Origin of the sequence: Formosa sp. A9 (assembly GCF_051200825.1) — a bacterium.
In the GTDB taxonomy this organism is placed as follows: domain Bacteria; phylum Bacteroidota; class Bacteroidia; order Flavobacteriales; family Flavobacteriaceae; genus Formosa.
Map to the genome: position 1 here is coordinate 3,768,341 of NZ_CP195158.1, position 24,631 is coordinate 3,792,971.

Below are 24,631 nucleotides of genomic sequence, written 5' to 3' on the forward strand. Positions count from 1 at the left end.
TTTTGCAATTTTACAAAAAAATAAAAAAGTAAGACTTAAATTGACATCAGTTGTTTTTACTATCGTTATAAACACTTAAACAAGAATTAAAAAAATCTAGATATTGTTCATTGATTGTATCCCAATTAAAATCATCCTTAATTTTATCAAAACAACCTGTAATTTTGTTCGGGTACTTATCTTTAACAACGGTTTCAATTATTGTTTTCACTCCATTTTCATTCTGAAAATACAAAGCGTCATCTCTCAAAATCGACCGATTGAACTCATTTTCATGGGCTACTATTAAACTTTTAGAAGCCATTGCTTCTAACAACGAAGGGTTTGTCCCACCAACAGAATGCCCATGGAAATATAAATTGGAAAAATATCTTAAATTATTTAGAATATTTAAATCGTATAAGCCACCTAAAAACTTAATGTTAGAGTATTTTTTATACTTTTCTTTTAAATATTTTCCAAATTTGTTAGTGTCATATTTACCAATTACAAGAAAATCCATAGTTTTTTCTGCCATTACAACACCATCCAAAATTGTCTCAATATTATTTTCTGGCTCTAATCTAGCAATTAGCATATTATAATTATATGCACCCAAATTAAAGCCTTCAAGGCATTCTGAATTTGGATCTAAAAATAAATCTGCACCATAAGCAATATATCTAGAAGGAATATTATACTTATTTGTTAAATAATTTTGAATACCTATTGAGTCTGAAATTAAAAAATCACTAGACTTAACAGCTAAAGATTCTGCTAATTTTAAGAACGTTTGTACTTTTTTTGAATATTTAGTACGTTTCCATTCTAGCCCATCCATATTGGTAATAATTACACTTTTCTTAGGTAAAAATTTGTACCAAATAGAACTGCTGGTGTATCCTAATTGCAGAATAATATCGAAATTTCTTTGCTTAGAATCCAAAATACAGTTAAAATCATAAATAAATTGACCTACAGTTCCAAGCCTTTCTTCAGGGTCTTTACAATGAATAATGCTTACACCGTTAAATGATTTTTCTTGATAAGGATGACTACTTGAATTATAAACCGAGACATCGTGACCTTTATTTACTAAATAAACCGAAAAATACTCCGCAAACTGCTCAAAACCACCATGATAATTTGGTATCCCTCTAGTACCTAATATTCCTATTTTCATATTTGAAAAAGTCGATTAAAAATAATGTATTCATAAATATAAAGAATACTATTCCTTTGTTTCTTTCAAAATAAGATTCAAAGAAAAATGCAAACGTAACCATAATTAAAAACAATAAATACAATTTATTGCCTGATTTTATGGCAGCGTAAAAACTAAAGATTAAATAGGAAATAAAAAATAAGAGAACAACACCGCCTACTGACACTAATAATTGCAAATATTGATTGTGAACATTATAACCTTCATACCAATTTGGAGCCAATCCGTAGTACATGTAATAATAGTCTAAATAATTTTGAACATCGCCTACACCATAACCAAACAATAATTTATGATCGTTGGTTACATGAAACAATCCCATATTTAAAAAAATATAACGCAATTCTAAATCACTTATTTGTTCTTTAGAATCGAGATTAAAAACATACGCTTCTGCTATATTATCTGTGGGTTTAAAGCCTTCAAAATCGAAATGAATTCCTTCAACAAAGCGATTTTTAATCGTTGGAATATTAGCTGCTAGCATAATTAAAATTCCTATAAAACCTAAAACAATTATTTTTTGATTATTTTTTTTAATAAGCTGCAATATTTGATAACTGACAATTATAAAAAAAATAAATATAACTGCTTTAGATGCCGTTAAAATAAGACCGCAAAACAATATAAAAAGTAATGAAAACATCAGAAGCCTATTTTTTAAAATAGATTCTTTTTTCAATTTTATAGGATATTGTATTAAAATAAAAATACTTAAAGCAATGTATAAAGCAAAATACACCGGATGTTGATCGTAAAGACTTGTAAAATCATGAAAAAATAGAGTTTGCGAATCTTTTCCTGCTACTAAATTAATACAACCATTTACAATTAAAATTAAAGTAGCACAAGTTGTTGATAACGCAAAAAAAATTAATACGCGTTTAATGCTATACTGTGTATACCTAAAAGTAAATAAGGCAAATGCAATTAATATAAATAGTTGATTTTTATTAATAACCTTAATACCATAATCAACATTTTTACTTGTTAAAGCACTAATTATTATAATTAAAAAATATACCAGAGGAAAGTAAAAAGCAAAATTATGATACTGTTTTAATTTTATTTTCTTGATAAAAATTAAATATAACGCATAAGCTAAGGCTAAAATTATTGAAACATTTCCCACATTAAGCATGAAAGGAATCATTGCCGCCATTAAACAAACTAAAGTTTCTTCTGGATTGTTAATGGCATAATTTTTTAAAACTTTTAAAACATTCATTCCTTTAGCACATCCATTAACATTTCTACTTTAGTTTCCCAAGAGTGTTCATTAATATTAATTAATGGCTTCTTATTTTCTGTACTTTTTAATGCGTTTGAAAAAGCTTCTGCTTTATCTACTAAATATAAGTGGCTTTCCAGGTCTAATAGTCCATTACCTTTGGTTCCAACAACTTTCTTACCAGTTGCTAAATATTCATAAACCTTAATAGAATTAGCTCCAGATTGTTGATTTTCTTTAGTTACGTAAGGCACTATACATATGTCAAAATTTTTCACGTAATCCGGATAGCTATCATAATGTTTATCTCCTAAATAATAAAAATTTGGATGTTTTTTTATTTTTCTAAACACATCTTTATCTAACTGCTGTCCAACAAAAACAAAAGAAACATCTGGAGAAGATTTTACGACATCATTAATTAAATTGGTGTCTAGTAATTGTGTTATTTTACCACCAAATCCTACTATTGGTCTTTTTATTTGCTTTAAATCCTTTGGAAACCGTGTTTCGCCATGTAACGAAAACCTTTTAAGATCCACCCCATTAGTTATTAAATGGATGCAACGAGGATTAAATTTATTCGAAAAAAATTGTATGTTTTCTTTTGCATTAGTAATCCAAAACTTAGACTGCATTGCATACTTTTTATACCCCTCTTCTATCTTATTTAAAAAGGGTTGATACACTCTAAACTTAGTGAAATTATCCCATGCATCAAAAATAAGAGTCTTGGGCTTAAGTGCCGAAGTTAATTTATAAGCAAATACGTTTTGACTTAAAACTGTATATTCGTTTACTTTTAATTTTGAAAAACACGCTTCAATAAATGCTATATATTCTGCATTCGCAAATGTATCAATATACCAATTATACTTTTTAATTAATTGATTAAAAAAATCGTTAGAAATGTAATCAATTACATACATATTTTCATCTACCTTATACAAGGCAAACCCTTTGTTTTTAAGAATAACTTCGCCTTGAATTGTTTTTTTCTTTTTTTTAATTGCCATTTCTAGCAATGTAATAGGCCTATTAATTATAATTTTTTTAATTTCTTTTTTTTGAGAAAAAACTTCAATAAAATGAGCATCTCTTGTCCGAAATCCTTCTTTAATTATCTTTCTCCAATCATGAAACGGAACTATAACTATATTCATTCTTTTACTTTTCTATTCTGCAATAAGCATGTTAATGTGATCATTATACCAAGGTCTGAAAAAATTGTTGTCATAAAAGAAAATATAAGCGTAATTGAAAACACAAATATACTTATATAACTACTTAAACATAAATTCTTAACTATTGCATATAAAAGCAGAACAAACAGCACTACGCCTACAATACCAAGGTCTGCATACGCCCATATAATTTGAGAAAAATGTTTTGTTTGTGTAAATTTTCCCTTCAAAATATTGAAGTAGGAATAAGGTCCATCTCCCAAAATTTTAATTGGAATTTTTGAAGCATAGGATATTATAACCTGTGGCCGTTTAGCAATACCTCGTTCATAATTACGATAAGATTTTTCAACATTATATTCATTTTTAATAAAATGAATTTGTTGCTTAACTGCATTAATTTTAACTATTTGCGAAATTAAAAATGGGGATGCGAGTATAACAGCTAAAATTCCAATTATTTTAATTTTTTTAGGAAAGAACCTGTATATCATATACAACACAAAAACAACTAATATTAATTTTGAAATATTAGATTCTGAAATTAAAATAGTTAGCCCCAAATACAAATAAATTAATTTCGGATATTTAGTAATTTCATTGTCCTTATTATTCTCTATAATATTGAAAATATTGAATAAAATAAAAAAACCTAAGGCATGGTCTGCTTTTAAAAAAAATGTTCCGAACATAAAATCGAAGTCCGCAACAGATTGACTACTTCTGTTAAAACCAATTAAAAAATCATACCCAAAATTCTGGATTAACATTACGGGAAGTTGTATGCATGCTATTAGCAAAAATATTCTACTAATTGTAACTCGGGAAATGTAATTTTCTTTTTGGTTTATTTTAAAAAACAAGTAACAACTTAAGGGCAGGAGTAGAAAAATAAAATATATTAATGTTTTTAGTAAACTGGTTTTATTTAAGATTGCACTAGTTATTATTAATAGTCCAAAAAGAATATGCAGAAAGACGACCCTGTCAAAAAAAACTTTATGCTTTACCAAAACATATAAGCAATAAAACACTAAAAATACAAGTGTAATAAAATATGAAAACACTGTATTTGGAACACCAATAAAAAATTGAATAATTCCTCCCAAAAGAAAACAGGATAGTACTATAAAAACAAAAATAAAGGTATAAATATTTTTTAGTTTAATCATTTTTTTAAGTTCTTTGAGTCCTTTATCGCTTCTATAATAACTGAAAATTTCCAAAAGTGTTTTGGATGAAAAATCATTATTAGAAATAAAATAATTAAATATAAATACTTATTAATACGGTATAAAAATTTATTGGTTCTAAAGTTTTTTTCAAAAAAAACATTATTTCTCACCGAATAAAAAATTGCATTTTTAGAATCTGTTCCAAAATATCTCGTGTTTAAAATGCTTTTCGGTTTTTTTAAATGAAATGAAGTTTCCAAATCTTCTAATTCACTCTTCAAAATTAGTATTATTTCGCCTCCTTTCTGGGTAATTCTATAAGAAAATTCGTGATCGTCCGCATAAAGGAAAAAATCCTTATCTGGCAGTCCAATTACATCAATTAAATTTTTATTAAAAAACATACCTCCATATGGCGCTACAGCAACCTTTCCTTCTGCTATTTCTAAATTATATTTAATCTTGGATTTAGAAAAAAGAGATTTAAACTTTTGAAAAACATGAAATCCCAAAAATGAATTTTTAGCACCTAACATAAGGTAAGGGTTTTCGCTTTGGATAGCTCTTTTATATATCATCCTGTCTGCCCTATAAGACAGCAAACTTAATAGAATATTATTGTGTGGATTACGCAGTTTCCAAACAGACTTAAGTTCTTTTAGAGCATTATTTTTTACATAATTATCATCATCTAATAACCATATAAAATCGGCATTTTGTTTACGTGCATAATCAATTCCTATTCTGAAAGCATTGGCAGAACCAGTATTATTTTTTAACTCGATTATTTCAATAATATCCTGTTCCTTTTTAAGTTTCTTTAATTCTGTTAACACAGCATTGTCACTTCCGTTAGAAACCACGATAATGCTATCTACCCCCTCTAAAATTAAAGAATGTATCACTTTTTTAAGAAACTCTATTCTATTCCCGTAAGTAACTGTAACAGCAAAATATGTCATTATTATTTATTGCCTTTAAGTTTAAAAATAATAGGGTTCACCATATTCTCGATAAAAAAAACATCCTTTAAGACTAATAAAAATAATCCATATACACAGCCAGAACATATTAGAAAAACAACTAAATACCATATATCATTAGTAACAAAAGTTGAGATTAATACACTTAAAGGCAACAGAATTGAAGAAATTAATGCATACTGAATTGCTTTTTTAATAGGAAACTTAAAATTTATAAGAGCTTTACTATAAAAGAATGTAATTATTAGTCCGGTTAACTCCGTTAATATTGTCGCTATTACTGCACCTTTTGAATCTAATACAGGAATTAAAATACCATTTAGTACAATATTAACTAACAGCGCAATTAATACGGCATACATGTATTTTTTTTCTTTATTCGAGGGTACTAAAATTTGTAAAGCAAAAATATTAGCTAATCCAATTATAATAATTAATGGAGAAAGTAATTTTACCAAGATATGAGCTTCTACAAACTCAATTCCTGCAAATAGTTTAATAATTTTTTTTGACAAAATACACAATATAACAACAACAGGAAAAGATAAAATTAATACAAAATTAATAGACTTTTCTATTAATTGCTTTACTTCTATTGTTTTCTTCTCCTTTATAAAAGTTGAAATCTTAGGAATTAACACTACTCCTAAAGATGTAATAATTATTAATAAAATTTTTACGATTCTAATCGCCGCAGAATAATACCCAACTTGTTCTATTTCAGAAAAATATTTAAGCATGATAACATCTAGGTTAACATAAATACTGATAGCAAGTTGTGTGCTAAATAATATTATTATGGGTTTTAAATGCAGTTTAAAATTAAAACCAACAAATTTAAATCTTACAAAATTAAAACTATAAAAAACGCTTATTAATACCGATACAAAATTCGATAAGACAATTATTAAATAATAAACCCAATAATCTTCTGGTTTTTTAACTAAAACAAAGAGGAGTACTATGGCTAGAATTTTTGATATAAAATTTATAATAGAAATAAATTTATATTGCTCTACACCTTGGTAAAACCAATTTATCAATCCAACACTTGCAAAAATATGAATGAATGACAAATATTTTATAATCAACTCATTTTGATATGTTTTTGTAAACATTAACCACACTGAAAAGATAATTAGTACAATAAAAGACCAAATAAAATGTATTGCTAATAGCTCTGAAAATGTTTTAGATAACCTTTCCTTATCATCCTTTACTTTGGCTACCTCACGTATTCCATAAATAGGTATTCCTAGAGATGCTAATACAATAAAAGTAGTTGCTAATGATATTGCAAAACTAGTTAAACCTATACCCTCAGGGCCAAGAATTCTAGATACATACGGAAACGTTATAACTGGTACTAAAACATTAGTGAGGCCTAATAAACTATTATATATAAAATTCTTCTTTGTACTCACTAATTTGTTATTTATAACTCAATTTCTATTCTTTTATTTAAAACTGGTTTAGATTCTAAGTAAGGATCGTATTTCCCTTCAATTTCATTTCTATTAAACACACCATTATTGATACTTTCTAAGTACATATTTGGTTCGAAAAAGCTATTTATTAAAGTGTCATTAACGACTATTTTATTCTTGTTTAAATAAATTGTAACACTTTTAATTTCTATTGGTGACTTTTGTTTATAAGCGCCATCTCCTAAATCTATTCTAAAATAATATGGTAAAATATCTTTTGGTAATAGAAACTCAATATTTTGAAAATTGTTTTTTCCTTTAACAATTTTCGACACTCTTTCATTGGAGTTATAACCTATTTCTGGATCAATTCCCGCGAAATAAACCTCTAGTTTATCATCTTCTTCTATTTTGATATTTAAAACCAGTTTAAATATGTCGTCATTAACTATGTTTTCCAATTCTGGTTTTTTATCTCTATATTTTTCTTTTTTATCATACTTTTTACAAGAGATAAACACAAACAAAACCAATAGTATAATTATTTTTTTCATTTTTAAAACCTAATTAATTGTAACTGTTTTATATGTTTGCTTAAAAATTATCTCATTATTATTTAATTTCATACAAAGAAAAATTTTGTATTTGCCTTTTTCTAATAAGTTACTAGGTATGTTAACTTGAAATCCAGAATTATGGTATAATTCTTTATCCTTTTTATAGTATTTTGTTACATCCTTCCTTATTATTTGTTTTAGTTGATTAGGACTGCTTAAATAAATAAAATTATCATCCTTTTTTAAAACGACATATACCCTGTTTCGAAAATTAGACTGCTTATCCTCTAGTGCAAGCCAACCAGAAAGCACAAGTTGTTTTTCATCTCCCTGAGTAAGCTCCAAGTCTACTAATTTCTCACCATTTAATCGCTCTAAATTCCCTAATAATTTCGTACCATCTGTTAAGGTATCTTTAATTGTATTATTGTACATAAACCCCTCTACAGAGTTAACAACTTCTACCTTCTTCTTTTTTTCTTTACTGTAAATTTTATTTGAAACGTAATTACTAATTTTAATTGCTCCTTTATAGTTTAAGTGTTGATTATACCCAACAGGTTCGTTAGAGAAAAATGTGTAATCTAAATTAGGGTAAATCGCATTTAAATCTAAATATTTCACTTTATCATTAGACGCTGCAATTGCTTTTAAAGGTTCATCTAATGAATTATAATCTATTTTATTCCTATACTCTTTATAAAAAGGAATAGTTAATAAAATTATTTGCTCTGTTCCTTTACTTATAGCTAATTGAATAATATCTTCCAATGCTTTTTTCTCTTCTGGTAAGATATTATACGTTTTCAAATCAAAATCTTGCTGTTGTTTATATTGAATTACAGAAGAAGGGCTTAAAATAGAGGTTACTTTTTGCCCACTAGTCTCCTTATCATGATATAATCTGCTTTTAATATTTGGCCATCGATCATGCTTTTTTATTGCTGGAAACATATTTTCGAGCATATTTCCATTAAAAAAAGCCCTAGATTCTTCAATTTTAACCTTACCAAATTTCTTTCCTTCGTAAGTCAAGTAACGCTTCATATAATCGTTAATTGTAGGATCTTGATTAACGAAAGCTTCCATTGTTAACCTTTCATAAAACAAAAAATTTTCAATAATTAAAACTTTAGGAGATTGATAATTGTAAGCCTCTAATGCACAATAATATGCTTGATATATATTCTGCCCCCTTGTAGCCAAAGAAACAATATTAGAATTAAGTTTAGCTTCTATAATAGCATTATCTAATCCTGCGTTTGCATGAGAGTTTCCTAATATTAATATATCAACACTATTTTTCTTTCTTTCATAAAAATTATTCCAAATAGAGTCTTTAGCCTCTGTAAACAGCGGATTCAGAGATTTAACAACCAATAAAAATAAAATGGCTAATATGATCGCCTTTAAAACTAATTTTACTAAACTTTTAACCATGCTTCCCTAAAATTGAAAATAAATAAATTGTGAAGCTATTGATTCTCCATAAACACCAAAAATCGTTATAAACAAACCTATACTTATATATGTAACCCACCTAAACGATAATGATTGTTGATTTAACATTGCAACAAGACTTCTTCTTTTTTGAAATCTTTCCATTAAAACCATAACCACAATAGATAAAATTAAAAACGAAAATTCAACTTTTTTAAGCCCAATTAAGTATAACGGTTCTCCAAATAATTCATGAAAATTATTATTAAAAAAGCTTGATATTATTAAAATAGAATCTGCAAATGAGTTCGCCCTAAAAAACACCCATGCAAAGCACACAACAATAAAAGTTATTAAATTAAAAAACAGCTTATTAGAAAAATTGTCTGTGTTAATTTTTAAATGTTGAAAAATAGTTTTCTTAGTTTTGTAAGTAGCTTTTTCTAGAACAATAATTAATCCATGTATTGCGCCCCAAATCACAAAAGTAATAGCTGCTCCATGCCATAAACCACTCACTAAAAAAACTATAAACAGATTTAAATACGTTCTATATTTACCATTTCTACTCCCTCCTAACGGGATGTAAACATAGTCTCTAAACCATGTAGATAATGAAATATGCCATCTTCTCCAAAACTCTGTTATAGATTTTGACAAATATGGACTGTCAAAATTTTTCATCAAATTAAATCCCATAGATCTAGCAGCTCCAATAGCAATATCGGAATACCCTGAAAAATCGCAATATATCTGAAACGCAAATAAAACAGTTGCAATAATAGTTTCTATCCCATGATAATTTTCTGGATTGTTATAAACTTCATTTACATAAAGGGCTGCCCTATCTGCTATAACCATTTATTTAAACAAACCAAAAGCCATTAATAGAAACCCTGACTTAACCTGATTGTAGTCAAATTTATATGTTCTATAAAATTGTGGTAATAAGTGACTTGCTCTTTCAATAGGGCCTGCAACTAATTGCGGAAAAAAAGAAACGAAAGAAAAAAAAGCCAAAGGATCTTTACACGGTTCTAATTGTTTCTTATAAATATCTATAGTATAACTTAAAGTTTGGAAGGTATAGAAACTAATTCCTACAGGTAAAATAATATTCAAAGTAGATAATTCAAGCGTTTTACCAAATAGTTTAAAGGAATTTACAAAAGTGTCTATAAAAAAGTTGGTGTATTTAAAATACACCAAAAAACCTAAATTGACGAATAAACTAATATATAAAAGCCGTTTCCTACTTTTTATATTTTCCGTTTTCCCAAGTTCTTTTCCAACATAAAAATCTACAATTGAACTAATTGCTATTAAAAATAAAAAACGCCAATCCCACCATCCATAAAAAATATAACTAGAGATTAATAATACTAAATTTCTTAACTTTAATTCTCCTGAAAAAATCCAATATAATAGAAATACAATAGGAAAAAACACAGCAAAATCTATGGAATTAAATAACATAAATTGTTTTGATTTTTTTTTTATTTAAAAAGGTTTACAAAACTACTATATTAAAACAGTAAATCCATTAAAAACATATTTTTAATCATATGCTTTTAATGGATTTTTATACTTAAAATAAAGTTTCGATTTTAAACAATCATTCCTGCTGCTACAGTTTCGTTAGTATCATCGTCTACCAATATTAAACTTCCTGTTGTTCGGTTTTCTCTATAATCATCGATCATCAATGGTTTTGTGGTACGGATTTTAACTTTAGAAATATCGTTCATTTTCAAATCTTTATCGTCTTCATTTCTTCCTAAAGTATTGATATCGATTTTATAAATTACTTCTTTAATCATTGCTTTTTGATCGTTTGAAGTATGCTTTATAGTATATTTAGCTCTTGGTTTTGCTGGACTATTATTTAACCAACACAACATCACTTCTAGATCTTGCGTAGCTTCTGGCTTGTTATTAGATCTAACAATCATATCGCCTCGACTTATATCTATATCGTCTTCAAGAGTCATAGCTACAGACATTGGTGCGAAAGCTTCTTCTAGATCTTGGTCGTTTAAATTAATCGATTTAATAACCGATGTAAAACCAGAAGGCATTACAGTTACCTCGTCGCCTACACGGAACACACCACTAGCTATACGCCCTGCATAACCGCGGTAATCTCTGTAAGATTCATTTTGTGGCCTTAACACTGTTTGCACAGGAAAACGTGCATCAATTTTATTAACATCGCTGCTAATGTGCATGGTTTCCAACATATTTAACATTGGAGCTCCTTGGTACCAAGACATATTTTCCGATTTGTTAACCACATTATCTCCTAAAAGTGCACTCATAGGAATAAAACGGACATCCTTGATTAACATTTTAGAAGAAATTTCTTCAAATTGAGATACAATATCGTTAAACACTTCTTCAGAAAAATCTACTAAATCCATTTTATTTACACACACAATAACGTGTGGAATATTTAATAGAGAAGCTATAAAAGCATGGCGTTTTGTTTGCTCTATTACACCATGTCTGGCATCTACTAAAATGGTAGCTACATTGGCTGTTGAAGCTCCCGTAACCATATTTCTGGTATATTGAATGTGGCCTGGCGTATCGGCAATAATAAATTTACGCTTAGGTGTGGTAAAATATCTATAAGCCACATCTATGGTAATACCTTGCTCGCGTTCGTCTCTTAAACCATCTGTAAATAGCGCTAAATCTACGCCCTCATGCCCCTTTTTCTTACTTGTGGTTTCGATAGACTGTAATTGATCTTCGAAAATGGATTTTGAATCGTATAATAAGCGACCAATTAAGGTACTTTTTCCGTCGTCTACACTTCCTGCGGTTGTGAATCTTAATAATTGGTTATTATCTAACATAGTACGTGTTCTAAAAAGTTTTGTTTATTGATTTAAAAGTATCCTTGACGTTTTCTGTCTTCCATTGCAGATTCCGATCGTTTATCGTCGCTACGGTTTCCGCGTTCTGTTTGACGCATTCCTGAAACCTCATCGGCAATTTTTTCTAAAGTATCGGCATCAGACTCGATACCTCCAGTAATGGTAATATCGCCTAACGTTCTAAATCTAATTTTTTTGGTTACAATTTCTTCGTGGTCTTCCAATACTAAAAACTCAGAATTTGGTATCCAAGCATCTTGTCTCCAAACCACTTCACGTTCGTGAGCAAAGTAAAGTGAAGGAATCGCAATATTTTCGCGTTTAATGTAGTTCCAAACATCCATTTCTGTCCAGTTACTAATAGGGAACGCTCTAAAATGCTCGCCTTCAAAATATTTACCGTTAAAAATGTTCCACAACTCTGGACGCTGATTTTTTGGATCCCATTGTCCAAAATCGTCTCTATGCGAAAAGAAACGTTCTTTAGCTCGAGCTTTTTCTTCGTCACGACGACCACCACCAATAGCACAATCTATTTTGTTAGCTTCTATGGCGTCTAAAAGTGTTGTAATTTGAAGCGCGTTACGAGTCGCATTTTTACCTTTTTCCTCGGCAACACGACCTTCGTCTATAGACTCTTGAACAGATCCTACAATTAAGTTAACCCCTAATTCTTTTATAATATCATCTCTAAATTTAATCGTTTCTGGGAAATTATGTCCCGTATCAACGTGCATTAAAGCAAATGGTATTTTTGAAGGATGAAATGCTTTTTTAGCTAAGTGTGTTACTACAATAGAATCTTTTCCGCCAGAAAATAATATTACTGGGTTTTGAAATTGAGCCCACACTTCTCTTAAAACATAGATGGCTTCGCTCTCTAATTCATCTAAATAATTTAAATAATACTTACTACTACTGCTCATTGCTTTATAGTTTTAATTTAGGTAATATATAGTCTATAATTAAATTTGCGGCATCTTCTACAGATACAGCTTCTGTTTTTATTTCGATATCTGGATTTTCTGGTGCCTCGTATGGCGCAGAAATTCCAGTCATATTTTTAATTTCGCCTGCTCTTGCCTTTTTGTACAAACCTTTTACATCGCGGCGTTCACATTCTTCTACACTCGTATTAATGTAGATTTCTACAAAGTTAACATTGCCAACAATATCTCTAATGTTTTGTCGGTCTTTTTTATATGGCGATACAAAAGCGGCCAAAGTAACTACGCCTGCATCTACCATTAAATTAGAAATTTCGGCTATTCTGCGAATATTTTCAGTTCTATCTTCTGGAGCAAAAGTTAAATCGCTATTAATACCCTTGCGGATATTATCGCCATCTAAAGTATATGTTTTAATATTTTGTTGATATAATTTCTGCTCAACGACATTCGCGATTGTAGATTTTCCAGAACCCGATAAGCCTGTAAACCAAAGTAAAAACGAATTATGATTATTCTTAGCTCGGCGATCTTGTCTAGATATTTGGTAATCGTGAGGTATAATATTGTCTTTCATGTGTCTTAAATTCTGCGGTTTTCGATTCCAAAATTAATTTTATACCAAATTTTTTCGTGAAAATAATATAATAACATTTTGGTAATCACTTCTGTAAATCCAACTTTAAGTCCTACCATAGGATCTCCAGAAATTACCCAAGCTAAAATCATGGTATCTATAGTACCTACTACACGCCAGGTAATGGTTTTTAAAATGTGTCTTTTATTACTCTCGGCCATAGTAACTTTAAACCATGCCCGCTCGTGTAAATAATATAACAGCATTTTAGTCGCTACTTCGGCAAACCCTATTTTAAGTCCGGTAAACGGATTTCCCGAGATGAACCAGGACAACAAAATTGTGTCTATAGTACCTACTATACGCCAGGTAATGGCTTTGGCTATATGTCGTTTTCTTGAATTATCTCTCATTATTTAGACACTAAAAACCAAGGGTTTAATAGGTTTTCTTTATTATATAATAATGCTTGGTTAGTTTCTTTTGAAATTACTTCGATGCCCACCGCATTACAAATGGCTTGACCCGCAGCAGTGTCCCATTCCATGGTAGGAGCAAATCTAGGATACACATCGGCTTGTCCTTCTGCTACTAAACAAAATTTTAAAGAACTTCCTTTAGATACTATTTCTACGTCGTTGCCTTCGGTTTTAAGGGCATCAACAAAATCTAAAGTTTCTTGACTCATGTGCGATCGGCTGCCTACAACTTGTACTGGGTTTGAATTTGCTTCTTTAGGTTCTAAAGGTTTTGCGTTTTCAGTTATATATTCTAAAGAAAACTCGTGACCATTTAACACCACTTTATAAGCTTCATCGGCTTCTACATTGGCATAATACAGCGTGTGTACTGCTGGCACATAAATAACACCTAAAACTGGTTTTCCTGCTTTTACTAAGGCTATATTTACGGTAAACTCTCCATTACGCTTAATAAATTCTTTGGTTCCATCTACAGGATCTACTACCCAACACGTTTCCCAGGTTTTTCTAACGTCGTAATCGGTCTGCTTATTTTCTTCGCTAATTATTGGTAAATCTGTTGGAACAAGGAAAGAGTTTATAATGTCGTTTGCTCTTTTATCTGCTTCGGTTAAAGGAGATTTATCATCCTTAATTTCTACATCAAATGGTGTATTATACACCTGCATTATAACATCTCCTGCTTTAATGGCTGCTTCTACAGCTGTTTTTAATAGGTTGTTCATTTTATAATTTGTTAATAGCATGTTTTAAACTTGATCTCCAATGCGGGATTTCAACTTTAAACGTCTGTTTTATTTTTGTTTTATCCATAACGCTAAATTTAGGGCGTTCTGCTGGCGTTGGATACTCTACTGTTTTAATAGGGAATAAATGTATGGAAGTTTTTTGTAATTCAAAAATTGCGTAAGCAAAATCGTACCAACTTGCTACACCTTCATTGCTATAATGATATAATCCAAAATCTGAACTATTTCCAGTAACTATCTTCAACATTACTTCTGCCAAATCTGTTGCATATGTTGGCGTACCTATTTGATCTGCAACAACACTTAATTCTGTCCTTGATTCGGCTAATCGAAGCATTGTTTTCATAAAATTATTTTCGTGCTCCGAATATAACCATGAGGTTCTAATAATAAAATAATCTTCGAAAGTTTCTGCAATAGCTTGCTCCCCTTCCCATTTTGTTAGCCCATAAATGCCTAACGGATTAACTTCATCTTCTTCGGAATATAACTTCGTAGACTTACCATCGAACACAAAATCGGTAGATACATGAATAAGTTTAACCTGATGCGCTTTACAGGCTTCTGCCAAATGCTTCGCACCATCTTTATTCACTTTTCTTGCTAAATCTATATCTGACTCAGCCTGATCTACAGCAGTATATGCAGCGCAATTGATACACCAATCAAAACTATGCTTGGCAAAAAATTGATCGACTTGTTGCTTATTCGTAATATCTAAATCGGATACGCTTGTATACGTAACTTCCAATTCTGATTTATCTACACAAACATCTTTAATACAAGCAGCCAATTGACCGTTTCCTCCGGTAACTAAAACTTGCATCATGATATAGCGTGCTCTAGGGCAGGTAAAACAAGATCTTTTTCCGAAATAATCATTTCGCTCTCCGCTATCTGCCAATTAATATTTAAGCTATCATCGTTATAAATTACACCACCTTCTGATTCTTTATGATATAAATTATCACATTTATAAGCAAATATTGCCGTCTCGCTTAACACTACAAAACCATGAGCAAACCCTCTAGGTACAAAAAGCTGTTTTTTATTGTCTTCGGATAAATTTACAGTAACATGCTGCCCATAGGTAGGGGAATCTTTTCTTAAATCTACCGCAACATCTAACACTTCTCCTTTAACAACACGAACAAGTTTGGCTTGAGCATGCTCTCCTGTTTGATAATGTAAACCACGTAAAACACCTCTAGATGAAAACGATTCGTTGTCTTGCACAAATTCTACATTTAAGCCTGTGAGTTCTTTAAACGTGTTAGCATTAAATGTTTCTAAAAAATAGCCTCGTTTATCCCCAAAAACTTTTGGTTCTATAATTACACAATCTTTTAATCCTGTTTCTGTAACTGTCATCTATTTTTTATTTAATAAACCCAATAAATTTCTACCATAACCGCTCTTTAACAACGGTTGTGCTAGGGCTTCAAACTCGGCTGCAGAAATGTAACCCATTTCGTAAGCCGCAGCTTCTATAGAACCAATTTTTAACCCTTGACGTTCTTCTAAAACCTCTACAAACTGAGAGGCCTGCATTAAAGATTGAAATGTGCCTGTATCTAACCAAGCGGTTCCGCGATCTAATATACTTACATTTAAATTTCCTTGTTCGAGATACACTTTGTTTACGTCGGTAATTTCAAGTTCTCCTCGATCACTTGGCTTTATATTTTTGGCAATATTAACAACAGTGTTATCGTAAAAATAAATTCCTGGAACAGCATAATTTGATTTTGGATGCTTTGGTTTTTCTTCAATAGAAATTGCTTGACCATTATCGTCAAAATCAACTACCCCGTAACGCTCTGGGTCGTGCACGCGATAAGCGTAGATAATACCTCCATCTGGATCGTTATTCGCTTGCAACAATTTAGCTAATCCTGTTCCGTAAAAAATATTATCACCCAAAATTAAAGCTACTTTGTCGTTTCCTATAAAATCGGCTCCGATTATAAAGGCTTCTGCTAAACCATTAGGCGCTTCTTGCACCTCATATTCGAAGGTACAGCCATATTTCTTTCCGTCTCCTAACAAATCTTTAAATAAAGGTAAATCTTTTGGTGTAGAGATAATTAAAATATCGCGAATCCCTGCGTACATTAAAGTAGATAAGGGATAGTAGATCATAGGTTTATCGTAAATAGGCATAAGCTGCTTACTTACAGATAGTGTTAGAGGGTGCAGTCTGGTTCCTGATCCTCCAGCTAAAATTATTCCTTTCATAATAGCTATTTATTGTATTTATTGATGTACCATTCTATGGTTTTTTGGATGCCTGTCTCGAAATTCTCATCGGCTTTCCATCCCAATTCATTTTCTAATTTTGAAGCATCTATGGCATAACGAAAATCGTGTCCAGCACGGTCTTTTACAAAAGTAATTTGCTCTGTATACGATTTATCTTTTGGTCTTAAAGCATCTAAAATACCACAAATAGTGTTAGCAATATATAAATTATCCCGCTCGTTTTTTCCACCGATATTATAGGTTTCTCCAAACTCGCCTTTATCGTAAACTAAGGCTATGCCTTTACAATGGTCTAAAACATACAACCAGTCTCGAATGTTTTTTCCATTTCCATAAATTGGAATATCTTCTCCTGATAATGCTTTACGAATAATAGTTGGAATAAGTTTTTCGTCGTGTTGTTTTGGACCGTAATTATTTGAACAATTGGTAGTTAATACATTCATTCCATACGTATGAAAATAACTTCTTACAATAAAGTCTGAAGAAGCCTTAGAAGCACTATAAGGACTATTTGGTGCATATGGGGTTGATTCTAAAAACAAACCTGTTTCTCCTAAAGTTCCGTAAACCTCATCGGTTGAAATATGATGGAATTTATTGTTTTCGCAACCTGATTTAAATTCAAACGGGCCATCCATCCAATGCTTTTTAGCAACATCTAATAAATTAAATGTTCCGAAGATATTGGTTTGAATAAACGCATCTGGATTTTTAATAGAGTTATCGACATGCGATTCTGCAGCAAAGTGAATCACTCCAGAAAAATTATAAGTCGTAAACAGTTCTTCTATTAAATGTCTATCACAAATATCACCTTCAACAAAAGTGTAATTTGAATTATTTTCTACTTCTTGGAGGTTGTTAAGATCTCCTGCGTATGTTAATTTATCTAAATTAACCAAATGTATATTTTGATTTTCTTCTAAAAAATAACTAACAAAATTAGAGCCTATAAATCCAGCTCCTCCAGTTACCAAAATTGAAGTCTTATCCTTCATAGTCTTTTATAAATTTTATGATTTTAGATACTGCAAATATTAAATACATTACTATAAATACCATCAGAGGAAACATCAACACATATTTATTGTAGATATTTGATGTTTTATTACCTATGCGCTGAAAACCAGACACAACATCAAACAACACATCTTCTTTTAGATATTCTTCTTCTAATTCTACTAATTGATTCCTCAAAGAAATCTCTCTGTTAAGTAATTCGTATTCTTTAGTAACCGACTTATCTTTTTCAAATGTTAATCCATCTCCTATAGTCATTCCTCGTCTGGCTTGCGATTTAGATTCTTCTTCTAAAACTGATATGTAGACCTTTTGTAAAGAATCAATTTTATCTAAAGTTGAATAAATACTCTTTTTTTCGAAATCAAATAATTGGTTTTTCTTTTTCATTAAAGTTTGAGAATACGTGTTCTCGAAAGTTGTATTTAGCCCTAGCTCCAAATCTCTAAAAATATTATTTTTAGTGGCTTCTACTTTTATTTCAAATATTTTGGACGAATAAATATCTCTTCCTTCCAAATATTTTTCGTAAGTATAATTTTTTGCCGAAGCAGTATCCATAGAAAGCAAAAATTCTTCGTATTCTAATACACGATCAGATTCTGTTTCTGGTCCTGCTAGTACTTCAAAATTTTTAATGCTTTCGGCTACATCGGCATCGACTTTAAAAATGTTTACAATGTTTTCATAATCACCACTAGCTAAAAGTGAATTATAATAATCTATATTATTTATCAGTTGAAATTTAGAGTCGAAATACGGCTTTACCAACATACTTGAAGTATAAACTGCTGGTTTTAATCGATCTAACACATAACCTATAACAGCAAAAACAACCATAACCAAAATTAAAATCTTGGCATACTTTACAATAGGCTTTAAAAAATAAATGATACCTTTAAAAAGTAACTTAAATAAATTACCTATAAATTTAAAGACATTAGAAAATCCTTTCCCAATATAATTAAACAGCACTATTAAATCGACTTCATCCGATGTGTTTTGCTGCTTTTGTGGAAGGTTAGAATGATCTGGTAAGTTTGAGTTCATGTAAATTAGTTAAAAATTTGTTGTAATATTTTTCTGGTTATTAAATATGTTGGTTTTACTCCTGTAGTACCTAAACCTCCAGAGGCAAGGGTACTGCCTGTTTCTAAAGGGTTATCGCTGGCATAATAGGCATATCTTACTTTTACGTTTGGCCCTATGTTTCCTCTTACTTTAGATGCCGATTGTATGGCTTTTTGATAATGTGCACCTTCCATTTCTAGTCCAATAACATTCCAAGTTGAATTGTAAAAGAACTTTAAAATATCCTTATTTTGAAGCGAGGTTCCTAAAACTGTAATCATGGCGCCCTCGTACACATCTATACCATGTCCTTCTAAATCGGTTTTGCTCAATTCGTTTTTAAAAGGATAATTATCGGCTGTACCTTCAAAAATATGTGTCGACGGAATCATAATATCACCTTTAATACCTTCTAAAATTCCTGCTTTCCCCATAATAGACACCGAATCTACTTTTAAATGCACTTTATTGCCTTCAATATTGTAAGGCTTCAAAAGTTCGTCTATAGTTTCGTAAGCCTGTTCGCCAAAAGCATAATCCATTACCAAAATAACAGGCGCTTCATCTTTTAATTTTTCGGCATTATATTCGAGATCGATTTTTGAAAAATCGATTTTTTTAGTATCGAATATTTGAACATCTATATTTGTTCCCGACTCGTCTTCTATAAAGGTCATACCTCTTTGCAACGCCTCTTTATTTACTTTATTGCGAAGCGAACCATTCTCTTTCTGGCTTATAGCTTCGTAAACCTGAAATATATCTTTTTTGTTTACTAAAGATTTTAGAGCATTAGGCGCGAATAAGGTATTCATTACACTATGCATGTTAGCACTTATAACATGAATGGGTCTATCTAATAAATTCTTTTTGAATAGAACATCTTTAATATTATTGGCCCAAATTTCCCCATGAATATGATGTCCTAAGCGTTCTCTTAGCATAGGACTAAAACTCACTGTTCGCTTGTCGTTATCTACTACCTCATCAATCGCGAGTTTACCTAGCCAATATACAATATGTAACAAACGTTCTGGACGTTCTGGCGTTGAAAAACTATTGTAAATTTGTGTAATCTCGTTAAATGTTCTGCCTAAAATATTTGCAGTATGTGTTATGGCTATTTCGCGTTCTTGTTGCGATAGCTTTTTGTTTTCTAACACTGTTTTTTCCAGCTTAATCCAATCTCTTGTTGTAGTGCCTTCATCATCAACAATTACACGCTTACTTATTTTATGCGACTCAATAAATAAAAAAGTGAGATGGGTTAATATATCGTAAATTTCCGATCGCCCTCTTGTAATTTCAATGTTCATTTGCTCGTTATCTATTCGATAACAATTGCGACGACGTTTAGGTGGAATTATAGGTTTAAAATGCGAATTTGCATAGCCTTCATCGCTGGTTAGGTTTATAAATCGGCATTCTTCTATGCCATAAGGCAATCTATCTATAACATACAAAAGACCTTCTAACTCTGCTTTTTCATCAGCAATAGAACCGTAAATTTCTGGCCTTAACAATAACAGACCTTCGCGTAAGGTTTCTCCAGAAATCCCCATGGGTTTGTAAAACCCTCGGTTAAACAAATGCCTCATGGTAATATACATACGCTCTATAGCACTAGAACTCTCTTGAGCGCGTGTTCTTTCGTGATGTTTTTTCTTACTCATACTACCAATTTGCGTGTAAATATAACATTATTTAGTTACTTTAAGGGTATAGAGGGTATCGGCGATTTTTCGGTCGTTAGAGAGTCTAGGTATTTTATTCTGCCCTCCTAATTTCCCTATGGATTTCATATAATTTTGAAACCCGTCTTTTTTTATTGGAGTAACCTTTAAAGGTTGTAACACATGCCCCTGAATTAAATCGAAATAATAACTATTTTGTTGCTGCAAAGCTTCGTCTAAACGTGTAACTAACAACTGCATATTTTCGGGTTCATTTTCGAACTCAATAAACCATTCGTGATAAGGCAAACCTGACTCTGGAGTTATTTGCGGTGCTACAGTAAATTCGGAAATTCTAATATCAGTATTCAAAATGGCTTCTTCCATAGCCTGTTCTACTTCCTTGCCAATAACATGCTCTCCAAATGCTGAAATAAAATGTTTTATTCGTCCAGTTACAATTACACGATAAGGCTCTAATGAGGTAAATGCCACTGTGTCTCCTATGTTATACGCCCACAATCCTGCCGATGTAGAAATAATCATAACATAGTTTACATGTAGTTCGACATCTTTAATAGTGATTCTTTTAGGATTGTCTTCAAAAAACGATTCGGCTTTAACAAACTCGTAAAACATGCCCGATTGCAACTGAAGCAACATGCCTTTTTCATTCTGTTTATCTTGAAAAGCAAAAAAACCTTCGCTTGCCGGATATAGCTCGATGCTATCTACTGTTCTGCCTATAAGTTTTTCAAACTTTGCACGATAGGGTTCGTAATTAACACCTCCAAATATAAATAGATTGAAATTTTTAAAGACTTCGCCAACAGGCTTTCCGGTTTTTTCTATTATTTTCTCGAAATACATTTGTACCCAAGACGGAATTCCGGAAATGATACTCATATTTTCCGGAAGCGTTTCTTCTACAATCGCATCTACTTTGGTTTCCCAATCTTCAATGCAATTGGTTTCCCAACTCGGCAATCTGTTTTTTTGAAGATATTTAGGCACATAATGTGCAACTATCCCTGAAAGCCGTCCTAAATTAACACCATTTTTCTTTTCTAAAATAGGGCTTCCTTGTAAGAATATCATTTTTCCATCAACAAAATCTGTATGTCCTGTTTCGTGTATGTACATTAGAATTGCGTTACGCGCAGCTTCTATATGCGTAGGCATACTTTCTTTAGTTAACGGTATGTATTTAGCACCAGATGTTGTTCCAGAAGTCTTTGCAAAATACAGGGGTTGCCCTTTCCAAAGAATATCTTTTTCGCCTGCAACAACACGCTCTACATAAGGTTTTAAAGCTTCGTAATCGCGGATGGGAACCCGTTTAACAAAATCGGAATATGAGTTGATGTTTTCAAAATCATGGTCTTTCCCAAACTGAGTGTTTTTAGCTTCAGAAATTAAATATTTAAAAACTTGTTCTTGGGTTGCAACAGGGTTTTTCGCCCATTTTTGAATGGTGTAATGAATGTACTTTGCAAAAGGTTTTGCTAACAGTGCTTTAATGGACATATTATTTAAAATCGATAAAATTAATTGGATTTATAGGATAACCATCGCTCCATAATTCAAAATGTAAATGTGGTCCAGTGGTGAGCTCTCCAGAATCTCCTGCTGTCGCTATAACCTCACCTGCTTTAACCAAATCGCCCTGTTCTTTGGTTAACGAAGCATTGTGTTTATACACCGAAATTAAACCGTAGCTATGTTCTAAAATAATTACAAACCCCGTTTCGGAAGTCCACTCTGCAAAAATTACACGGCCATCGGCAGTAGCTTTTATGGGTGTGTTTTTTGCCACAACAACATCTACTGCATAATGTTTATCTTTTACACTGTAAGGTTCGCTTATTTCGCCACTAACAGGAGGAAACAACACAAAGTTTACCGCCGATGTTGCCGATTCGAACAAATTGTATTTATCTTCCTTATCTACTTTTTCTCTTAAAATTGAATCGGCTTTTGTTGGACTTAAATCGACTTGGCTAGCTTCTAACTTTGTGGCAGCAATAATAGAATCTTTTTGCACATCGCCAGTACTAATTTCGCCTTGTAAAACTTGCTTAATAGAATTAAAATACAGCTCATTCTGGTATACAACTTGTTGCAAAGAATCGGTTTTATAACTTAAATCGGTTGCTTTCTTTTTTAAGGCAGACGATGAATAGCCAGGTATATACTCTCGTAAAGGCGTAAACGCAATTAAAAAAGTTGTGGCAGTAATTAAAAAAATACTCAGTAATGATAGTACCACAAATACATTTAAACGCGTAAGTTTAAAAGATAAACGCTCTTCGAAAGTATCTTCGTTTAAAATAACCAACCTATACTTATGTAATAGCTTTTTGGTTATTTTTTTCTTTTTGGTTTTTTCTGAATTCATCGTAAAAACAAAATTAATTAAATTTATATCAAGAAGCCTTCTTGTTTACTTAAAGTTGATACGAAAACGACAATATTAAAGTTTAATTATTACCTTTGTAACTTAAACACTTAATAGTATGATTTCTTTAGGAATATTTTTAGTAATTGGAGCATGGCAATATATTATTATTGCACTAGCCATTTTATTATTATTTGGCGGTAAGAAAATACCAGAACTTATGAAAGGTTTAGGTAGTGGTATTAAAGAGTTTAAAGATGCCACAAAAGAAGATGAGAAAGAAACAAAGGAACAATAAAAACTGAAATCTTTTTATACCAAAAACGCCAACTTAAAAAGTTGGCGTTTTTTTATATCGTTACTTGTAATTAATCGAGTTTTATCGATTTTAAAATAGCATCGAGTTCGAATACATAATCGCGTTTTTCTACCGAAGGCGCAAATGTAAATCCTTCTACAACTACTAATCTGTTATTGGCTTTGTCTGTAATAATGTAATTTAAAAACGGACCAGACATAAAAGCGTTTTTAACATCCCAAATACCTTTGGTTTCTATAGTTGGTTTATCGTTTATAGTTGTATGGAATAAATACGGTGCATAGGCCTGTTCTGTTATCATATACGTGCCTTCTGTTGGCCCTGGAATATGCACCTGCCCTATAGAATCGCGTATTTTTATAATTTGACTTACTAAACTATCATCTTGTTTTAAAGCTTGTAAAGGCAATTCGTAAATCATGATATTTTGTGTACCTGTTGTAATGTCTTTACGCAACCAAAAAAACTTACCTTCGTTTTTGGCTATTCTGTAAGCACTTGGCACCTTCATTTTAAGGCTTAAAGCCTCTTCCAATTGATCTATTTTTAAAGGCGATAAATTAATTCGTCTTTGTTTTTCCTTAATTTCCTCGTTTTTAAAAGCATCTATAATTTTATCTTTATTCGCTTCTAATTCAGCAATTATTTCGGCATCTGTTTGTCCGGTAATTAGCACTACTTTTTGTGGCAATGCAAATACATTTTTTGCAAATTTTACTTCGGGCGATTTATGCTCTCCTTTTTCTATTTTTAAGACCGTTCTGTTTTTAGTTGCAAATCCAGAAAATACTTGTGGTGGTATTTGGCTTAAAGAAAATAATGGCTCGTCTTGTGGTAAGCCATCTACTGGCGCTGCCAACACATCGCGAATGGCTTCACCTACACCGCCCTGCCATAATTCGTTTTTAATAACAACCGATAAATTATTAATGTTTCCAGACGATTCTGGTAAAATAACTTGTGCTGTTTTTTTGTCGTTGTTACAACTGTTTAAGACCAAAATGGCCGATAATAAGAATAGAATTTTACGCATAATAGTATTGATTT

25 protein-coding genes are annotated in these 24,631 nt (G+C 31.1%); 1 reads left to right on the plus strand and 24 read right to left on the minus strand.

Annotated elements, in window-relative coordinates:
* Positions 1 to 46: 46 nt before the first annotated feature.
* The 23 genes from ACR9EA_RS16565 to ACR9EA_RS16675 all read right to left on the minus strand — a co-directional run bounded on the left by ACR9EA_RS16565 (position 47) and on the right by ACR9EA_RS16675 (position 23,265).
* Positions 47 to 1,162 (minus strand): DUF1972 domain-containing protein, encoded by a 1,116-nt coding sequence (locus ACR9EA_RS16565; RefSeq protein WP_435135541.1) that lies wholly within the window; start codon positions 1,160 to 1,162, stop codon positions 47 to 49.
* Entirely contained in the window at positions 1,137 to 2,432 is a 1,296-nt protein-coding gene (locus ACR9EA_RS16570) for an O-antigen ligase family protein (RefSeq protein ID WP_435135543.1), read from the minus strand. The genes ACR9EA_RS16565 and ACR9EA_RS16570 overlap by 26 nt, the downstream gene beginning before the upstream one ends.
* Positions 2,429 to 3,598, minus strand: coding sequence for a glycosyltransferase (locus ACR9EA_RS16575; RefSeq protein ID WP_435135545.1), 1,170 nt, complete (start codon positions 3,596 to 3,598; stop codon positions 2,429 to 2,431). Before ACR9EA_RS16575 ends, ACR9EA_RS16570 begins: the two co-directional genes overlap by 4 nt.
* Positions 3,595 to 4,389 carry a hypothetical protein gene (locus ACR9EA_RS16580; protein WP_435135547.1) on the minus strand — a complete coding sequence of 265 codons (795 nt, stop codon included), beginning with the start codon at positions 4,387 to 4,389 and terminating at the stop codon, positions 3,595 to 3,597. The genes ACR9EA_RS16575 and ACR9EA_RS16580 overlap by 4 nt, the downstream gene beginning before the upstream one ends.
* A gap of 398 nt (positions 4,390 to 4,787) precedes the next feature.
* Complete coding sequence (locus tag ACR9EA_RS16585; RefSeq protein WP_435135549.1) at positions 4,788 to 5,756, minus strand: glycosyltransferase; 969 nt, start codon at positions 5,754 to 5,756, stop codon at positions 4,788 to 4,790.
* Between the two features lie 2 nt (positions 5,757 to 5,758).
* A complete protein-coding gene (locus ACR9EA_RS16590; protein WP_435135551.1) occupies positions 5,759 to 7,201 on the minus strand; it encodes a flippase in 1,443 nt (480 codons plus the stop codon).
* 11 nt (positions 7,202 to 7,212) lie between these two features.
* Complete coding sequence (locus tag ACR9EA_RS16595; protein WP_435135553.1) at positions 7,213 to 7,758, minus strand: hypothetical protein; 546 nt, start codon at positions 7,756 to 7,758, stop codon at positions 7,213 to 7,215.
* A 9-nt stretch (positions 7,759 to 7,767) separates the two neighbouring features.
* Positions 7,768 to 9,201: a hypothetical protein gene (locus ACR9EA_RS16600; RefSeq protein WP_435135555.1), complete on the minus strand. Its 1,434-nt coding sequence runs from the start codon at positions 9,199 to 9,201 to the stop codon at positions 7,768 to 7,770.
* 6 nt (positions 9,202 to 9,207) lie between these two features.
* The gene (locus ACR9EA_RS16605; RefSeq protein ID WP_435135557.1) at positions 9,208 to 10,062 is read right to left on the minus strand and encodes an MBOAT family O-acyltransferase; all 855 of its coding nucleotides are present in this window, start codon (positions 10,060 to 10,062) and stop codon (positions 9,208 to 9,210) included.
* Positions 10,063 to 10,650, minus strand: a complete 588-nt coding sequence (locus tag ACR9EA_RS16610; RefSeq protein ID WP_435135559.1) for a hypothetical protein — start codon at positions 10,648 to 10,650, stop codon at positions 10,063 to 10,065.
* Between the two features lie 158 nt (positions 10,651 to 10,808).
* Entirely contained in the window at positions 10,809 to 12,062 is a 1,254-nt protein-coding gene (locus ACR9EA_RS16615) for a sulfate adenylyltransferase subunit 1 (protein WP_435135561.1), read from the minus strand.
* Positions 12,063 to 12,094: 32 nt separating this feature from the next.
* Positions 12,095 to 13,009, minus strand: coding sequence for a sulfate adenylyltransferase subunit CysD (cysD, locus tag ACR9EA_RS16620; RefSeq protein WP_435135562.1), 915 nt, complete (start codon positions 13,007 to 13,009; stop codon positions 12,095 to 12,097).
* A 4-nt stretch (positions 13,010 to 13,013) separates the two neighbouring features.
* The gene (cysC, locus tag ACR9EA_RS16625; protein ID WP_435135564.1) at positions 13,014 to 13,607 is read right to left on the minus strand and encodes an adenylyl-sulfate kinase; all 594 of its coding nucleotides are present in this window, start codon (positions 13,605 to 13,607) and stop codon (positions 13,014 to 13,016) included.
* A gap of 5 nt (positions 13,608 to 13,612) precedes the next feature.
* Entirely contained in the window at positions 13,613 to 14,020 is a 408-nt protein-coding gene (locus ACR9EA_RS16630; RefSeq protein WP_435135566.1) for a DUF2061 domain-containing protein, read from the minus strand.
* Entirely contained in the window at positions 14,020 to 14,814 is a 795-nt protein-coding gene (gene cysQ / locus ACR9EA_RS16635; protein ID WP_435135568.1) for a 3'(2'),5'-bisphosphate nucleotidase CysQ, read from the minus strand. The genes ACR9EA_RS16630 and cysQ overlap by 1 nt, the downstream gene beginning before the upstream one ends.
* Position 14,815: 1 nt before the next feature.
* Positions 14,816 to 15,667, minus strand: a complete 852-nt coding sequence (rfbD, locus tag ACR9EA_RS16640; protein ID WP_435135570.1) for a dTDP-4-dehydrorhamnose reductase — start codon at positions 15,665 to 15,667, stop codon at positions 14,816 to 14,818.
* Entirely contained in the window at positions 15,664 to 16,209 is a 546-nt protein-coding gene (gene rfbC, locus ACR9EA_RS16645) for a dTDP-4-dehydrorhamnose 3,5-epimerase (RefSeq protein ID WP_435135572.1), read from the minus strand. Before rfbC ends, rfbD begins: the two co-directional genes overlap by 4 nt.
* Entirely contained in the window at positions 16,210 to 17,076 is an 867-nt protein-coding gene (gene rfbA / locus ACR9EA_RS16650) for a glucose-1-phosphate thymidylyltransferase RfbA (RefSeq protein WP_435135574.1), read from the minus strand. It abuts the gene before it with no gap.
* A 5-nt stretch (positions 17,077 to 17,081) separates the two neighbouring features.
* Positions 17,082 to 18,101 (minus strand): dTDP-glucose 4,6-dehydratase, encoded by a 1,020-nt coding sequence (gene rfbB / locus ACR9EA_RS16655; protein ID WP_435135576.1) that lies wholly within the window; start codon positions 18,099 to 18,101, stop codon positions 17,082 to 17,084.
* Positions 18,091 to 19,173 (minus strand): hypothetical protein, encoded by a 1,083-nt coding sequence (locus ACR9EA_RS16660; RefSeq protein WP_435135578.1) that lies wholly within the window; start codon positions 19,171 to 19,173, stop codon positions 18,091 to 18,093. The genes rfbB and ACR9EA_RS16660 overlap by 11 nt, the downstream gene beginning before the upstream one ends.
* A 5-nt stretch (positions 19,174 to 19,178) precedes the next feature.
* Positions 19,179 to 20,867 carry a DUF6909 family protein gene (locus ACR9EA_RS16665; RefSeq protein WP_435135580.1) on the minus strand — a complete coding sequence of 563 codons (1,689 nt, stop codon included), beginning with the start codon at positions 20,865 to 20,867 and terminating at the stop codon, positions 19,179 to 19,181.
* A gap of 27 nt (positions 20,868 to 20,894) precedes the next feature.
* Positions 20,895 to 22,394: a GH3 auxin-responsive promoter family protein gene (locus ACR9EA_RS16670; protein ID WP_435135582.1), complete on the minus strand. Its 1,500-nt coding sequence runs from the start codon at positions 22,392 to 22,394 to the stop codon at positions 20,895 to 20,897.
* Position 22,395: 1 nt separating this feature from the next.
* The gene (locus tag ACR9EA_RS16675) at positions 22,396 to 23,265 is read right to left on the minus strand and encodes a M23 family metallopeptidase (protein ID WP_435135584.1); all 870 of its coding nucleotides are present in this window, start codon (positions 23,263 to 23,265) and stop codon (positions 22,396 to 22,398) included.
* A 118-nt stretch (positions 23,266 to 23,383) separates the two neighbouring features.
* Between ACR9EA_RS16675 and ACR9EA_RS16680 the strand changes: the two genes are divergently transcribed.
* The gene (locus ACR9EA_RS16680; RefSeq protein ID WP_435135586.1) at positions 23,384 to 23,563 is read left to right on the plus strand and encodes a twin-arginine translocase TatA/TatE family subunit; all 180 of its coding nucleotides are present in this window, start codon (positions 23,384 to 23,386) and stop codon (positions 23,561 to 23,563) included.
* A gap of 70 nt (positions 23,564 to 23,633) precedes the next feature.
* Here the strand turns inward: ACR9EA_RS16680 and ACR9EA_RS16685 are convergent, their stop codons facing one another.
* Positions 23,634 to 24,617 carry a DUF4837 family protein gene (locus ACR9EA_RS16685; protein WP_435135588.1) on the minus strand — a complete coding sequence of 328 codons (984 nt, stop codon included), beginning with the start codon at positions 24,615 to 24,617 and terminating at the stop codon, positions 23,634 to 23,636.
* Between the last annotated feature and the right edge of the window lie 14 nt (positions 24,618 to 24,631).

Bases quoted from the DNA above. Each gene is read 5' to 3' on its own strand.
- ACR9EA_RS16570 (WP_435135543.1), bottom strand. From the start codon at position 2,432: ATGAATGTTTTAAAAGTTTTAAAAAATTATGCCATTAACAATCCAGAA.
- rfbA (WP_435135574.1), bottom strand. From the start codon at position 17,076: ATGAAAGGAATAATTTTAGCTGGAGGATCAGGAACCAGACTGCACCCT.
- ACR9EA_RS16575 (WP_435135545.1), bottom strand. From the start codon at position 3,598: ATGAATATAGTTATAGTTCCGTTTCATGATTGGAGAAAGATAATTAAA.
- ACR9EA_RS16630 (WP_435135566.1), bottom strand. From the start codon at position 14,020: ATGAGAGATAATTCAAGAAAACGACATATAGCCAAAGCCATTACCTGG.
- ACR9EA_RS16660 (WP_435135578.1), bottom strand. From the start codon at position 19,173: ATGAACTCAAACTTACCAGATCATTCTAACCTTCCACAAAAGCAGCAA.
- ACR9EA_RS16595 (WP_435135553.1), bottom strand. From the start codon at position 7,758: ATGAAAAAAATAATTATACTATTGGTTTTGTTTGTGTTTATCTCTTGT.
- cysC (WP_435135564.1), bottom strand. From the start codon at position 13,607: ATGAAAGACAATATTATACCTCACGATTACCAAATATCTAGACAAGAT.
- ACR9EA_RS16565 (WP_435135541.1), bottom strand. From the start codon at position 1,162: ATGAAAATAGGAATATTAGGTACTAGAGGGATACCAAATTATCATGGT.
- rfbD (WP_435135570.1), bottom strand. From the start codon at position 15,667: ATGATGCAAGTTTTAGTTACCGGAGGAAACGGTCAATTGGCTGCTTGT.
- ACR9EA_RS16600 (WP_435135555.1), bottom strand. From the start codon at position 9,201: ATGGTTAAAAGTTTAGTAAAATTAGTTTTAAAGGCGATCATATTAGCC.
- cysQ (WP_435135568.1), bottom strand. From the start codon at position 14,814: ATGAACAACCTATTAAAAACAGCTGTAGAAGCAGCCATTAAAGCAGGA.
- ACR9EA_RS16615 (WP_435135561.1), bottom strand. From the start codon at position 12,062: ATGTTAGATAATAACCAATTATTAAGATTCACAACCGCAGGAAGTGTA.
- rfbC (WP_435135572.1), bottom strand. From the start codon at position 16,209: ATGACAGTTACAGAAACAGGATTAAAAGATTGTGTAATTATAGAACCA.
- cysD (WP_435135562.1), bottom strand. From the start codon at position 13,009: ATGAGCAGTAGTAGTAAGTATTATTTAAATTATTTAGATGAATTAGAG.
- ACR9EA_RS16580 (WP_435135547.1), bottom strand. From the start codon at position 4,389: ATGTTAATCCAGAATTTTGGGTATGATTTTTTAATTGGTTTTAACAGA.
- ACR9EA_RS16670 (WP_435135582.1), bottom strand. From the start codon at position 22,394: ATGTCCATTAAAGCACTGTTAGCAAAACCTTTTGCAAAGTACATTCAT.
- ACR9EA_RS16680 (WP_435135586.1), top strand. From the start codon at position 23,384: ATGATTTCTTTAGGAATATTTTTAGTAATTGGAGCATGGCAATATATT.
- ACR9EA_RS16665 (WP_435135580.1), bottom strand. From the start codon at position 20,867: ATGAGTAAGAAAAAACATCACGAAAGAACACGCGCTCAAGAGAGTTCT.
- ACR9EA_RS16675 (WP_435135584.1), bottom strand. From the start codon at position 23,265: ATGAATTCAGAAAAAACCAAAAAGAAAAAAATAACCAAAAAGCTATTA.
- ACR9EA_RS16685 (WP_435135588.1), bottom strand. From the start codon at position 24,617: ATGCGTAAAATTCTATTCTTATTATCGGCCATTTTGGTCTTAAACAGT.
- ACR9EA_RS16605 (WP_435135557.1), bottom strand. From the start codon at position 10,062: ATGGTTATAGCAGATAGGGCAGCCCTTTATGTAAATGAAGTTTATAAC.
- rfbB (WP_435135576.1), bottom strand. From the start codon at position 18,101: ATGAAGGATAAGACTTCAATTTTGGTAACTGGAGGAGCTGGATTTATA.
- ACR9EA_RS16585 (WP_435135549.1), bottom strand. From the start codon at position 5,756: ATGACATATTTTGCTGTTACAGTTACTTACGGGAATAGAATAGAGTTT.